This is a genomic window from Nostoc sp. CALU 1950, assembly GCF_051172895.1.
Classification (GTDB): domain Bacteria; phylum Cyanobacteriota; class Cyanobacteriia; order Cyanobacteriales; family Nostocaceae; genus Nostoc; species Nostoc edaphicum_A.
In genome coordinates, this window is the sequence record NZ_JBDNJQ010000202.1 from 1 (window position 1) to 13,622 (window position 13,622).

General features: G+C 48.1%; 10 protein-coding genes and 4 pseudogenes. 5 read left to right on the forward strand and 9 right to left on the reverse strand.

Annotated features, from left to right (window positions below):
* The 4 genes and pseudogenes from ABF638_RS33275 to ABF638_RS33290 form a co-directional block, all read left to right on the forward strand.
* Positions 1-201: pseudogene (locus tag ABF638_RS33275) on the forward strand (hypothetical protein); the annotation flags it as partial.
* Positions 202-524: 323 nt separating this feature from the next.
* Positions 525-698 carry a hypothetical protein gene (locus tag ABF638_RS33280; RefSeq protein WP_435027087.1) on the forward strand — a complete coding sequence of 58 codons (174 nt, stop codon included), beginning with the start codon at positions 525-527 and terminating at the stop codon, positions 696-698.
* A gap of 246 nt (positions 699-944) precedes the next feature.
* The gene (locus ABF638_RS33285; protein WP_435027088.1) at positions 945-3,131 is read left to right on the forward strand and encodes a response regulator; all 2,187 of its coding nucleotides are present in this window, start codon (positions 945-947) and stop codon (positions 3,129-3,131) included.
* Positions 3,132-3,565: 434 nt separating this feature from the next.
* Positions 3,566-3,949 (forward strand): response regulator, encoded by a 384-nt coding sequence (locus tag ABF638_RS33290; protein ID WP_179075957.1) that lies wholly within the window; start codon positions 3,566-3,568, stop codon positions 3,947-3,949.
* Positions 3,950-4,096: 147 nt separating this feature from the next.
* Here the strand turns inward: ABF638_RS33290 and ABF638_RS33295 are convergent.
* The 7 genes and pseudogenes from ABF638_RS33295 to ABF638_RS33325 all read right to left on the reverse strand — a co-directional run.
* Positions 4,097-4,348, reverse strand: a pseudogene (locus ABF638_RS33295) (IS701 family transposase); the annotation flags it as partial.
* Positions 4,349-4,791: 443 nt separating this feature from the next.
* A complete protein-coding gene (locus tag ABF638_RS33300) occupies positions 4,792-5,388 on the reverse strand; it encodes a nucleotidyltransferase family protein (RefSeq protein ID WP_179075959.1) in 597 nt (198 codons plus the stop codon).
* On the reverse strand, positions 5,367-6,527 hold the full coding sequence (locus tag ABF638_RS33305; RefSeq protein ID WP_435027089.1) for an XdhC family protein: 1,161 nt from the start codon (positions 6,525-6,527) through the stop codon (positions 5,367-5,369). The genes ABF638_RS33300 and ABF638_RS33305 overlap by 22 nt, the downstream gene beginning before the upstream one ends.
* Positions 6,528-6,584: 57 nt before the next feature.
* Positions 6,585-8,876 (reverse strand): xanthine dehydrogenase family protein molybdopterin-binding subunit, encoded by a 2,292-nt coding sequence (locus tag ABF638_RS33310; RefSeq protein ID WP_435027090.1) that lies wholly within the window; start codon positions 8,874-8,876, stop codon positions 6,585-6,587.
* A 20-nt stretch (positions 8,877-8,896) separates the two neighbouring features.
* On the reverse strand, positions 8,897-9,889 hold the full coding sequence (locus tag ABF638_RS33315; protein WP_435027091.1) for an FAD binding domain-containing protein: 993 nt from the start codon (positions 9,887-9,889) through the stop codon (positions 8,897-8,899).
* A complete protein-coding gene (locus tag ABF638_RS33320; RefSeq protein WP_435027092.1) occupies positions 9,876-10,718 on the reverse strand; it encodes a 2Fe-2S iron-sulfur cluster-binding protein in 843 nt (280 codons plus the stop codon). The genes ABF638_RS33315 and ABF638_RS33320 overlap by 14 nt, the downstream gene beginning before the upstream one ends.
* 329 nt (positions 10,719-11,047) lie before the next feature.
* Positions 11,048-11,218: pseudogene (locus ABF638_RS33325) on the reverse strand ((R)-mandelonitrile lyase); the annotation flags it as partial.
* On the opposite strand from ABF638_RS33325, the pseudogene ABF638_RS33330 reads away from it, so the two are divergent.
* Positions 11,219-11,683: pseudogene (locus ABF638_RS33330) on the forward strand (IS701 family transposase); the annotation flags it as partial.
* Positions 11,684-11,873: 190 nt separating this feature from the next.
* On the opposite strand, the gene ABF638_RS33335 reads toward ABF638_RS33330, so the two are convergent.
* Both ABF638_RS33335 and ABF638_RS33340 read right to left on the reverse strand, forming a co-directional pair.
* Positions 11,874-13,043: a zinc-dependent alcohol dehydrogenase gene (locus tag ABF638_RS33335; protein ID WP_435027093.1), complete on the reverse strand. Its 1,170-nt coding sequence runs from the start codon at positions 13,041-13,043 to the stop codon at positions 11,874-11,876.
* An 11-nt stretch (positions 13,044-13,054) separates the two neighbouring features.
* A complete protein-coding gene (locus ABF638_RS33340; RefSeq protein WP_435027094.1) occupies positions 13,055-13,564 on the reverse strand; it encodes an SRPBCC family protein in 510 nt (169 codons plus the stop codon).
* Between the last annotated feature and the right edge of the window lie 58 nt (positions 13,565-13,622).

Sequence of the window (13,622 nt, forward strand, 5' to 3'; positions counted from 1 at the left end):
GGGCTGCCGACGGCAGCCCCTTCATTCCCCTTTAAAATGATTATCATTATTGTTAGCGGAATAGTTTATTTTCTGGAAGTCCCATTAGCAGAGCTTCCTAATAAAAAGACTGTAGAAGATTTAGGACAAATGTGGAAACCCTACCGTTCTATTGCCTGTTGGTATCTGTGGGCATTGATGAGTACAAACTTAATGGAGTAAATCCTAAATCAGATGAATATACCCAAATGAAATCAACACAAATGAATTTATGTCATTAGGCATAAACTATTCTCAACCTATTGGATAGATGAAGCTTTCCATTAATTTATTTAAGCTTAGTTGTATTACAGATTAATACTTTTTACGTTATTTAAGTAGAAGGAGGTGAAAAAACCAAACTGTGTAAAGATAAGTAAATACGTATAATGTGTCTACGAAGGTAACAGAGATATGGGCAGCCGTTTAAGGGGTACAACAATTATGGTCAAAGTGGGAAGACATGGGGAAAGTACATCTTTTTTCTACCTAAATATTGCTCGGAGATGAATCCAATTGAACTTGAGTGGCAACACCTGAAAAAACATGAACTTGCCTCGAAAAGTTTTGAGGATGAGTTAGACCTTGCTTATGCTGTGATTGATGGAGTTCAAAGAAGAGGAGAAAAGGGGAACTATAGTACACAACGTGTAAAATTTTACTCTAATTCTTCTGCTTAATTCTTTGTTACATACTTATAAATTTTCTCCCCGACTTACTTAAGATTAACTTCTATAGTTTGGTTGAAATTTTTATATTTAAAGAGAACAGAAAAATTCGTTGCATTAGCCTGGAATGCTATTTATAAATAAAAGATGAATTAGAGTATATTACATCACAATACACTTCAGAGATAGGGCAAGTAAATAAACTTGCTTCGGGTTGCCTTTGAAATACTTGGCTCAATTGCCTGAAAAATAGGTTTTATGAAACTGCTTATCGTTGAGGATGATCAAGATACGGCGGCTGCTCTCACCACTTCTCTGGTAGCACAGCAGTTTACAGTTGATACCGCTAGTGATAGTCGATCGGCACTAGAGTTAGCTGAGGCAACAGAGTATGACCTGATCGTGCTAGATGTCATGCTACCCGACGAGAATGGAATTCGGCTGTGTCGCCAACTAAGGACGCAGAATCAGCAAGAGCCTATTTTGCTGCTCACAGGGAAGGTTGATCCGGCAGATAGAATAGCAGGCTTTGAGGCAGGAGCAGATGACTATATTACCAAACCCTACGAGCTATCAGAACTGCTAGCTCGGATTCGGGCATTACTGCGCCGAGGCAGCACAGTATTAACCAAAGTACTCTGCTGGGGTCAGTTGCAGCTTGATCCAAATAATTGCGAGGTCATGTGTCAAGGCAAAGGCTTACATCTCACGCCTAAAGAATACAAACTGTTGGAGCTATTTTTGCGACATCCGCGGCGGATTTTTGACCGAAGGACTCTGCTCGATCGCATCTGTTCGATTGATGAATGTCCTGGTGAAGAAGCTGTAACAACTCAAATTCGGGGGTTGCGGCGCAAACTCCAGATGGCTGGGCTAGATTCCGATCCGATTGAAACATTGTATGGGCTGGGGTATCGGCTGAAATCTGTGCCAGAAAAGCCGGAGCAGGGTCCGGAGAACGCAAAGACGCAAAGACGCAAGGACACAGAGGTGCGGGGACGCGAGGAAACAGGGAATACATTTGATAGGGTCTCCGCGTTACCCTTCGCCAGTCGCCACAAGTCTTTGCCCTCCGGGTTTGGAAGTGACGCTCCTAAAGTCGCTAACGCTGCGCTAACGGACTCGACGGGAACCGGAGCTACTCCGGTCTTCTCCCTTCGCGTAGCGTCTCGTAGAGAAGGGGAGAAGCCAAGGGCGATGGGGTCTTTGCAAGTCGAGAATGTGGCATCCAAGACTCCGACTTCCTCATCGCAAAGCGGCTCAGTCCAAGGTGCTGGTTCACCATGTCTCTCCATCTCCGCATCTTCCTCATCCTACTCACTGAATGAAAATCGATATGATGCAGAGGTGGAGGCAGTGGCGGCAATTCGGCAGATGTGGCAGGATTCTCAGGAGCGATTGCAGGGCCAACTAGCAAAGTTGGAGGAAGCGATCGCCCACCTCTTTACTAATACTCTCACCCCTGACGGACGGCAGTTCACCCAGACCATCGCCCATCGGCTGATTGGCTCTTTGGGGGCATTTGGTATGCCGCAAGCAGCAGAACTTGCCCGCCAGATCGAACGCACCTTGAAAACACCAACGGCTGCTGTCCAATCAGAGGAAGTGGTTCAACTAAAATCGCTGCTTGGGCAACTGAGGCAAGTTATCCAGCAGTTACCTACTTTTGCTACAACAGCGCCCACTCCAGTACTGAAGTCTAGCGATCGCGTGGTTTTGTTGATTGATGATGATACTGACTTGATTGAGCGAATGCAGGCAAATGCCTCAAACTGGAGCATTCACCTGGAAACCGTCACTGACCTTACCCTCGCCCGCCAACGCCTTCAGTACCTCACGCCCGATGCCATCATATTGGATCTTACCTTTCCCAATACCACCGAAAGCGGCTTGACCCTACTGGCACAGTTGAAGCACCAATTTCCCACTATTCCTGTGCTGGTGCTGACAGGACTTGGCGATTTAACCAAGCGCGTGGAAGTCACCCGTTTAGGAGCCAACACCTTTTTGCAAAAGCCTGCCACGCCTACCGAAGTGTTTCAAGCCGTCAGCCAACTCCTCCACCGGATTGACACTATCAATGCCAGACTGCTGATTGTGGATGACGATCCGGCATTGTTGTCCATGTTAGAAGCCCAACTGCAACCGTGGGGCTTTCAGGTCACAACCTTGGCAGATTCAAGCCAGTTTTGGCAATACTTGGAAGCCACCACTCCCAATCTGCTATTGCTGGATGTCGCTATGCCGGGGTTTAGCGGCATTGAACTATGCCAGGTAGTCAAGAGCGATCCGCGTTGGAGTCGGCTACCTGTGTTGTTGTTATCGGCTCATGCCGATGCTGATACCCTGTACCGGGCCCTAGCAGCGAGGGCAGATGACTATATCTTAAAACCAATCGTAGAAGCCGATTTGATTCAGCGAATTTTAAATTTCAATTCCTGGTAGGGATTTAAAATAAGGGACTTCCAAATAAAAAAATAACCAATCACTGTGTTAGCAGGGGAGCAGGGGGAGTAAGAAAAATAGAATTATGAATAAATTGGATAATTTATTTCTTGGAAATTCCTAATTAGTAATTGATACTTCATCCCTTAGAGCTGATTCGTAAAGAAAATCTTAAGGGTACTTAACTCATTACTAGGTCTGAGTTTCAGCGAATAAGCGCTTTATTAACTTAAATGCCTAAAACCCTTACTAGACAAGTAGTTTACTTTAGTTTACAAATTAGCTCTCAAGGGATTGATTCAAATAATGATGCTAGCGGCAATGCTACGCGAACGTACTTTGTTATTTTCCATCAATCAATTTAGAGAGAAGTTGGATTGCATGAAACCAGATTAAATCTGACGCCCCTTCATTACGAATAACGAATTGGTATTATGTCCTCTTATACAAATCGATGCATCCTGGTGATTGACGACGAACCTGACTTGTGCAGCATTGTCAAGTTCACGCTAGAACGCCTCAAAAGCTGGAAAATCCTCACAGCTGAGTCTGCACAGGCAGGACTGATGCAGGCAGAAACGCAGCAACCAGACGTGATTTTGCTCGATCTGAGCCTGTATGGTGAAGATAGACTGACTATGCTGCAATCTTTGAAAACTAATCCGACTACGCAGTCGATTCCGGTTATATTGTTTACTGCCACAGACCCGTCAGACGATTCGCTGGGATTTGACCCCTCTGAATTTGCTGGAGTGATCCTGAAGCCGTTCAATGTCTTGCAGCTTGGCGAGCAGATTATTGAGCAATTGGGGTGGTAAGGTTAGAGTGCAATGCCTTTTTTATGGAAGAGACGCAAAGCAAAGAAAGGGGATGCGGAGATATTTCATATCAAATCCAGTTAATCACTTAACGCTCTTTTAGGACTGGGAAGAAGGAATAAAGGTGTACTGAGTTTTGTTCAAAAATCAAATATGGTTACTAAACTCTGCTGGTTCTCTTGAGATTTGCGGTGATATTGCTTCATTTTTGCTTTCGCTTTCTGATTTATTTCTAGCTTGAGCCTGTAAACTGACTAAAAAATAGGCACTCATAACTAGTTCCCACCATTTTTCTATTTGCTGATAATTCGTAAGTCTAAAATCAGCCCATCCCAACTCATTCTTCCCTTGTTTAAACGCATATTCCACCCAATTACGAAATCCATAAAGATTTCCTAATTAGGCAAATGCGGTGGATAAGCTCTGGATTCAGCAAGGATGATTTTCAGAAGATTGGCCCCAAGATTATTTTAATTTTAGATAATGCTAGTTTCCATAAACAATTTGGACAACTGCTGGACGATATTTTGATCCTGGTATGGAATATTATGAGCAAAAATACCAGGATCTGATCCTCAAAAATCTTCAGAAGAAAGCGCAAGCTTTTGGTTTTCAACTTGTCCCCAAATCCCAAGATAAGGAGGAAGCTTCATTTTATCAAACCCTTTCTACATAAGCTTTACGTCAAGTGTTTCTTGAAAGAGCGTTAACTGTCCGCTTGGCGTAGATGTATGCCTGGACAACTACCCACTTTTGACTACACCCCTTACAGTCATATGAGCATTCATGCTAGTCTATTGCGTACTTTTGCTTATTGACTAATAGCCCTAAAGCCTAACTTGTTAACGATGATGTTTGTGAAGTTGTTCATAATCCTCAAGAGTATCTACATCAATAAGTCCCTCAGCAAAATAAATGCTTGAACAGTTTGAATAATGCTGACGAATGATTTTTCTAGCACCGATATCATCCTGAAGAAGAGCTAGTTCTGAAAATAACGTTTTGTGAAATATAGTAGGAACACCAAGGATACCCGCGTATTCCGAAGCAACTATCATCGAATTTGTAGCTTGATATCTTGTAACAAGTTGATTAATCAGGTCGGAGGAAACAAACGGTTGATCGCATAACATCAGTACGATCGCTTCAATCTCAGATGCGATCGCCCCAATAGCATTTAGTCCACATTGAATGGAACTGGCCATACCAGTTGACCATTTTTGATTATAAACAATGTGGATATCTAAATTTCTCAGATGCGGCTCAATAGTTTCGACGTAAGCACCCAACACAACAACAACTGGCCGACACTGAGAATTAATCGCCGCCTCTGTGATATGTCGAATTAGTGATTTACCTTGGTAAGCTAGGATCTGTTTAGGCTGACCAAGCCTTGTGGAAGCGCCTGCTGCCAAAATTATAATGCCAATGTTAGACATGGTTGCTCTAAGAGAGAATGGAGCGAGCCTGGGCGATCGCGCAAGAAACTACCCCTACGTCCGCCAATTACAGCTTGAATTTCTGCCACGATGGACAGGGCGATTTCTTGGGGTGTTTCCGCAGCAATGTCTAGTCCTACAGGGTTATAAATTCGTTGTTCTTGTGCAGATGTGGTAATGATATTTTCTTCAGACAGATCATCCCACAATTTTTGCATCCGGCGTTTTGGGCCTAACACTCCCAGGTAACGCACCTGGGACGGAATCAGAGTCTTGAGAAATGCTAGGTCGCTTAGATAGCGGTGTGTCATGACAACTGCTACAGTTTGCGGTGTCAGCAAATGTTTGTATGAGTGGGAATCATTGAGTTCGCACCAGAGAATTTGGTCAACTTGAGGAAAGCGATCGCCCCTCAAATACCCTGGTCGATCATCAATTACGGTAACGTGCCAACCCAGATGTTTCGCCAAATGCACCACGGGAATCGTATCATATCCAGAACCAAATACGAACAGTGGTACTAATGGATGAATTACTTCAATCAACACATCAACGCGTCCTTGAGGTAAAGTATATGATTGTACGCAAGTTTGTTTTTTTCTTAGTGCTTGGTGAGTGTCTATTTCTATCTTTTGAGCAATGAAAATATTAGCAACGTGATTGATGACAGTGCCATCTGATTTCAGCATCATTCGAGAACCAACTGTAATATCTGACGCTCCCTCTATTTTAAAGACAGTAGCGATCGCTCCCACTTGCCCAGACTGCAAACAATCTTGAATGAAAGACATTTGGCTGGCAGCAGTTTCATCACCTAAAGATTCAATCAAAACATCGACAACGCCATTACACCCCAACCCAAAGCCAAATACAATGTCTTCATCCGATGTAGTGTCATATCTTACTACCATCGGTTCACCACCGCCAAACATCAGCGATTGCGCCCGTTCAAAAACATCACCTTCCAAACAGCCACCGCTAATCGCACTAATCATTTGTCCATCTTCAACCAGTAACATCCTCGCCCCTGGTCGGCGATAAACCGAGCCACTTGTTTGTACTACCGTTGCTAAAGCACTACGCTGTGCTGACTTTTGGCTATGTACAAATGCTTGCAGGATATGCTGTAACTCGTTCATATAGTTATTGCTCACTTACAGAACTATGTAATAGCGCTAAATTTGCGGCAGCAAATTCTACAAGAGTTTGTCAGGCGTGATGGGCAAATCTCTGATTCGCTTGCCGGTCGCGTGAAAAACCGCATTGGCGATCGCCGCCGGAATTCCGACCATACCGAGTTCGCCCATGCCTTTAACACCGAGCGGATTGACGATTTTATCGTCCTCCTCAACAAAGCTCGTTTCGATCTCCAGAATATCGGCATTAACCGGCACATGGTAGTGCTGCAAATTCGGGTTCATGATCCGCCCGTAACGATGGTCGATTTCAGTCGCCTCTTGCAGTGCCATGCCGATGCCCCAGACAACGCCGCCAATTTCTTGGCTGTGCGAGGCCTTCGGATTCATGATCTTGCCGCTGGCAGTCACTTCAATGGCCCGCGTAACGTGGACAGTCCCCACATCCGGATCGACCTTCACTTCAATGAACTGCGCGCCGTGCGCCAACGTCGCATACTTCTCGCGCTCCTCTGAGGGACGCGACTCGAATGTTTCCGTGATTGCGGTGAGACCATTACGCTTCATCACTCCGGAGATGTTGACGAAACGCGACGGGTCGCTTTTTAGTCGCAGTCTCCCGTCGAGCATCTCGACATCGGCGGCGGTTGCCCCCTTGAGCGGAGAATTCGGTTCCTGGTTCGCGAGTGCGAGCAACTTCGTGCCGATGGCCAGAGCCGCGCCGCGCACAGCCGAGCCGACGCTCGCCGTCGTCCAAGATCCCCCCTGCGTCGGTGCCAGAGGGAACTTCGTGTCGCCGAGTTCAAATTTCACTTGCTCCAACTTCAGCCCCAGATACTCGGCAGCGATCATGGTCATCACGGTGTAGGTGCCGGGGCCGATGTCACTGGTCGCACTAGCAACTTGCGCCGTGCCATCCACTCGCAGCGTGATGAGGGCGGCAGCAGGCATCTGGAAAGCGCCCCAGACGCCGGTTGCCATACCCCAACCGAGGAGTAGGCGTCCGTCGCGCATTGAGCGCGGCTCAAACTGGCGCTTCTTCCAACCGAATTTTTCCGCGCCGAGCCGATAGCACTCCCGCAACGCCTTACTCGAAAATGGCTTGCCGCTCTCGGGGTCTACTTCGGCGTAGTTGATCAGCCGTAGTTCGAGCGGGTCGATCTTGAGCGCGTAGGCCAGCTCGTCCATCGCGCATTCGAGCGCGAACATACCGCTAACGGCCCCCGGTGCACGCATCCAGGTCGGGGTGGGGAGGTCAGTGTTGGTAATCTTCAGCGGCGCGTAGAGGTTCGGGCAGGCGTAGACCTGGCGCGTGAAAAGCGTGGTTTCGTCTGAGAACTCCTCGATGTTGGAGGTGTTGTGTACGACTTCATGAATCATCGTGGAGAGCTTTCCCGATCGCTCTGCGCCGAGCGCGACCTTCTGAATCGTGTACGGACGATAGCCGTGGCCAGTGAACATTTGTGTGCGCGTATAGACGACCTTGACTGGGCGTTTGAGTTCCCGGGCAGCCATCGCTGTCAGCGCCGGATAATAGTTCGGGCGCAGCGACGATCCGAAAGCCCCGCCGACGAAGGGTGAAAGCACGCTCACGTTTTCCTCGGGCACGCCGAAGCTCGAAGCCAAATGTGCGCGCACGCCATAGACCCCCTGCGTCTTGTCGAAGATCGTGAGCTTGTCGCCTTGCCAGACCGCGATGGCCGCGTGCGGCTCTATGGGGTTGTGGTGCTCGATAGGAATGCGGTACTCGGCCTCTACCTTCACAGCCGCTGTACGCATCGTCTCTTCCGGATTACCGCGCGTTAAAGTATGTTCAACAACTAACGGCTGAGTCTCAATCGCCGCTGTACGCATCGTCTCTTCCGGATTACCGCGCGGCTTTAGAGGCGGCGCTTGGGTGGGGACGCGCGCGATCGCTCGCACCGCCTCGGTGTCGGTCGTGTGCGGCTCTGTGTTGTAGGAGACTTTGACCAGACGTGCCGCATAACGCGCTTGCTCGTATGTCTCGGCGACGACAAGTGCCACAGGCTGCATATTGAAGAAGATTTTGTCGGACTGGAGCGCCTGAAACGACTTGTCTTGCTCATCGGTAGCGCGCGACGGAGCCTGCACCATAGAAAACTTCGGATCGAGCTTTGGTGTGTTCAGGTGCGTGAAGACACGAATTACGCCCGCAGCGCGTTCAGCCTCACGCGTGTCGATTGATTTAATCGTGCCCTTTGCTACGGTTCCCAGCACGATAAAACCGTAAGCGAGATTGGAAACCTGAAATTCTGCGGCGTATTTTGCCTTGCCCGTCACTTTTGCGATGCCGTCTACGCGGCTCATTTCTTTTCCGATGTATCTTGCCATTTCTTTTATATTCTCCCTACTTACGCAACACCGCCCGACATCGCTCGCTGCAAAGCGAGAACAATGGCGCGTTTTCCGAGTTCGACTTTATAACCGTTATGTTCAAGCGGTTTCGCATCTTTGAAAGCCACTTCGGCAGCAGCCCGAAAAGTTTCTTCCGTCGCTGGTTTTCCGATCAAAACTCTTTCCGCTTCGCCTGAACGCCAAGGTTTATGCGCGACGCTTCCCAAAACAACGCGTGCCTGTTTGATGTTGTTGCCTCTTGTTTCTAAAGCAGCAGCCACGGCAAGCAGTGCGAAAGCATATGAAGTGCGATCGCGAACTTTTAGGTAATAAGACTTGTCGGCGAAGTTATTCCTCGGCATTTCGATGGCAACGATCAATTCGCCATGCTGAAGATTGTTATCTTTTTCCGGCGTGTCGCCCGGCAAGCGATGAAAATCCTGGATCGGGATTGTGCGTTCTTGCCCGTTCGTGCCGCGAATCCTCACTACTGCGTCAAGCGCATAAAGCGCATTCGCCATATCGCCCGGGTAAGTCGCCACGCATTTATCGCTGTAGCCAAAAATGGCATGAATGCGATTAAGCCCCTGAAGCGCTCCACATCCGCTGCCAGGCTCGCGTTTGTTACACGGCATAGCGATGTCGTAAAAATACTGGCAACGGGTGCGCTGCATTAAATTTCCCCCGTTGGTCGCCATATTGCGAAGCTGTACGGTGGCACCAGCTAAAATCGCCATTGACAGAAGCGGGTAATTTTGCCGGACGAGCGCATGGTTAGCCGTATCAGTATTTTTGGCTAACGCGCCGATAGAAATTCCGTTCGAGGTCGATCGAATTTCCGCCAGATTCAAACCTAAGATGTCAACAAGTTCACTGGGGCGCTCGACATATTCTTTCATCAAATCAATCAAATTTGTCCCGCCTGCGAGAAACTGTGCCGTTTGATTAGCGGAAACGGTGCCAACGGCGCTTGCTGCGTCGGTTGCGCTAGAATATTTAAACGATTTCATCGGCTTTGCCCTCATTGAATGCAATGGCAATTTCTTCATCGCTTGCAAAATGCCTGGTCTGGGCTGTTTCGCGCCCGGAATGAACTTCTCTGATTGCCGCAACGATTCCCGGATAAGCGCCGCAACGGCAAATGTTGCCGCTCATGCGTTCTCTGATTTCTTGATCAGAGAGTTCTAAATTCTGGGGACTCGTCCGCAAATTGTTAGTGACGTGACTCACGTCGCCGTTTTTGGCTTCCTGCAAAAGCGCCACTGCCGAACATATCTGCCCCGGCGTGCAGTAGCCGCACTGGAAGCCGTCGTGTTTGATGAACGCCGCCTGCATCGGATGAAGATTGTCGGCGTCAGCCAGCCCTTCGATGGTCGTCACCTCTTTTCCATCGCAGCTCGCGGCAAGTGTCAGACACGAAAGCACGCGGTGTCCGTCAACGATCACTGTACAAGCACCGCACTGTCCTTGATCGCACCCTTTTTTGGTGCCGGTCAATCCAAGTCTTTCGCGTAGAGCATCGAGCAGCACCGTGCGCGAATCCACTTCCAGGCGTTGAGTAGAGCCGTTGATTTTCAACAGTACCTTAACGGCGTTTTCCACCCCAGCGGTCGAAGCGAACACTGCGTCGGGCGAAGCGGCGAGCGTGGCAAAGACCTCCTCTTTAGCCAGCAGGTGGAAGGCGAAGGTGCCGAGTGCCGCAGCCATGTTTTGCCCCAAGAATTTTCGGCGAGCAGCACCAACAATACCGAGTTCGTCGAGTAGTGTTTTTTCGTCCGCGCTGAGTTGCTCATCGCTTTCGGTTAGATCGAAGTCTTGTCGTTCTTGATTGTCGTCCATGATTCTCCTTGCAAGATTCTCGAACAAGCCCTGGACAAGTGTTTGTTTTTCGCGCCGACTCTTCTCACGGTCTGCACCCACCAAAGGCGCAGAAGCACCTTCGCTCAGGCGTCATTTCTTCTCGAAGACTTCCTTGGCCACGGAAATCGCGGTAACGGCGTTGACGCGGATGTTCTGCGCGGCGTAGTCGAGGGCCGCCATCGCGTGAGACCAATCACGCCGTGCTTCGCAGCGGTGTATGCGGAGCTGCCCTTGATGCCGATGACTCCCGCGCCTGAGGACGTGTTGACGATCACACCGCCTCCCTGTTTAAGGATCAGTGGGATCTCGTGCCAATGCTTCTCATCCGGTGAGAACCAAATCACGTCCCCCGGTCGTATTTCCTCCCTTGGAGCACCCCATCGCTGCACCCAGCCGCAACCTGCCGTAAAGATCAAGGTTTGTCCTAACAGGTGGGTGTGCCATGCTGTCCGACCACCAGGCTCGAACGTGACACTGGCATGACTAAATATCCAGACATTACTTCAAGAGAAGTTGGGAATTTTTATGGTTTAAGAACCTGGGTCGAATATGGTTTAAAGCAAAGTAAGAATGAATTAAGTTGGGCTGACTATCGTTTTACTCGCTATGAAGATATTGAACGTTGGTCGGAGATTATTTGTAGTGCCTACTTAATGGTTAGTCTTCACTCTGAACAAATGCACCCCTCTCCACCAAAATCTCCATCAAAATTAACTGCCCATCCCTGGTGGGATGATGGCAAGGGCTGGAAGAATCTTCTAAATAATCTCCGTTTAATTATCCAACCTTTTATCCTGTTTAACTTAATCCAGCCTTGGCTGACAGTTTTTCCTATCCCTCAACTTTCATTGGGATTTGCTAAACTTCAATCTATTATTTATAGGCTCACTTCCCCAACTTTTATATTCCTGACTCACTCTGATTTTGAATTTTCCTCTGCTTAGAGTGACAAAAAAGGGTTAATAACAGCATCACGCGGATTAATGATTTTTGGATCGGGTACTGTTTCTACCCGTACATCGTTGGCACCGTTCCAGCAAACTGCTTTCATGGCATTAGTCCTTTGTCGATAGTTAGTTGTCAGTGGTTATTTTCCTTGTCTCCTCTGCTCCCCTGCTCTTATGAGTCCCCAACTCAAGGCTGTAACCTAACTTTTATGCAGTGGTCTTTTCTTTGGTTGAACAGCTCGAAGCCATGCTTGGCTTCTGTTAGGGGTAAGTGATGCGTGAACACAGCAGATGGATCGACTTCGCCCTTCAATACGCGATCCAGCAAGATAGGCATATACTTCTGACCGAACATCTGTCCCATTCTGAAGGTCATGGCTTTGTTCATAGCAGCACCCATAGGTATCTTGTCCACAAAGCCAGCATAAACACCCATGATTGATAGAGTGCCACCTTTGCGACCAGCGAGCATCATTTGTCGCAGCACATGGGGGCGATCGGTTTCAAGGCGTACCGCCTGCTTGGCTTGGTCGTATACTCCTTCTAGACCTGTGCCGTGTGCTTCCAACCCCACAGCATCAATGCAAGCATCTGGGCCGCGTCCACCTGTCATTTCTTTGAGGGCTTCAGTTAAATCAACTTTTTCGTAGTTAATAATCTCCGCTTTAGCAAAGTCTCTAGCCAGTTGCAACCGTTCGGGAATTCGGTCGATGCCAATGACACGTTCTGCACCTAACAAATAGGCGCTACGCATGGCGAATTGTCCTACTGGGCCACAACCCCAAACTGCAACGATATCTCCGGGGTGAATATTACATAGGTCTGCCCCCATGTAGCCGGTAGGAAAGGCATCAGAAATCGGTAGCAGTTTTTCGTCAGGAATATCTTTGGGAACTTTGATTGCCCCATAATCAGCAAAGGGTAGGCGCACATAGTCAGCAAAAGCACCTGAATAGCCCCCAAAAGCATGGGAGTAGCCATAGATACCTGACGTGTTATAACCGTATACTTTCTCCTGTATCGAAGCTTTGGGATTGGAGTTATCGCACAACGACCACATCTGCTGTTGGCAATACCAGCATTGACCGCAACCGATCATCGAAGAAACAACGACGCGATCGCCTTTTTTCAATTTCTTGACTTGATTGCCAATATCAACGATTTCTCCCATAAACTCGTGACCAATAATGTCACCCGGTTCCATCGTCGGGATGTAGCCATTGTAGATATGCAAGTCAGAACCGCAGATGGTTGCTGATGTAACTTTGAGGATGGCATCGCGGGGGTTAATTATTTTTGGGTCTGGCACTGTTTCCACCCGCACATCGTTAGTGCCGTACCAACAAACAGCTTTCATAGCAATATTTATTAACCTCGCGGTTGACCTTCTGTTGTGGCAATCTCGCCTGCTTCCATCAGCATTTTGAAGCGGCGTAAATCTTCTTTAATTTGCAGTTCTGGGTCTTCGCCAAATAATTTAGCGATGTCTGCGACGGGCTTCGCCAACGCAGCCCCAATCGCACCCCCAGACGGGGTAAATTCTCGGACTGTTTTTACCTCAGTGCCACGATTCCCAGGTGCTGGCTTGAAGTGGACGCGACCAGAGGTTTCAATTGCTGCGCCTTCAACCGAAGTCCAGGCAATCAATTCGTTTTCTCGGTCTTCGGTAATGACTACATCCCACTCAACGCTTCCATTTAAGAATCCTTTGCTAATCCAGTGCGATCGCTTCTCGTCGTATACCCTCACCTCTTTGAGATGCTTGATAAAGCGTGGCAAGTTATCAAAGTTACGCCAAAAGCGATAAAGTTCCTCTACTGGTTTGTTAATGGTTAAAGTCTTTTCAACTTTGACCCGTTGGTTCATGACTGTACTCATGACCATTGCCTCTTGTGCTTGCTATATGTCTTTTAATTATCAAAGTTGGGACAAATTG

Excerpts from the sequence above, each read along its gene's own strand:
- ABF638_RS33280 (WP_435027087.1), top strand. The coding sequence starts at position 525 with ATGAATCCAATTGAACTTGAGTGGCAACACCTGAAAAAACATGAACTT.
- ABF638_RS33285 (WP_435027088.1), top strand. The coding sequence starts at position 945 with ATGAAACTGCTTATCGTTGAGGATGATCAAGATACGGCGGCTGCTCTC.
- ABF638_RS33290 (WP_179075957.1), top strand. The coding sequence starts at position 3,566 with ATGTCCTCTTATACAAATCGATGCATCCTGGTGATTGACGACGAACCT.
- ABF638_RS33300 (WP_179075959.1), bottom strand. The coding sequence starts at position 5,388 with ATGTCTAACATTGGCATTATAATTTTGGCAGCAGGCGCTTCCACAAGG.
- ABF638_RS33305 (WP_435027089.1), bottom strand. The coding sequence starts at position 6,527 with ATGAACGAGTTACAGCATATCCTGCAAGCATTTGTACATAGCCAAAAG.
- ABF638_RS33310 (WP_435027090.1), bottom strand. The coding sequence starts at position 8,876 with ATGGCAAGATACATCGGAAAAGAAATGAGCCGCGTAGACGGCATCGCA.
- ABF638_RS33315 (WP_435027091.1), bottom strand. The coding sequence starts at position 9,889 with ATGAAATCGTTTAAATATTCTAGCGCAACCGACGCAGCAAGCGCCGTT.
- ABF638_RS33320 (WP_435027092.1), bottom strand. The coding sequence starts at position 10,718 with ATGGACGACAATCAAGAACGACAAGACTTCGATCTAACCGAAAGCGAT.
- ABF638_RS33335 (WP_435027093.1), bottom strand. The coding sequence starts at position 13,043 with ATGAAAGCTGTTTGTTGGTACGGCACTAACGATGTGCGGGTGGAAACA.
- ABF638_RS33340 (WP_435027094.1), bottom strand. The coding sequence starts at position 13,564 with ATGAGTACAGTCATGAACCAACGGGTCAAAGTTGAAAAGACTTTAACC.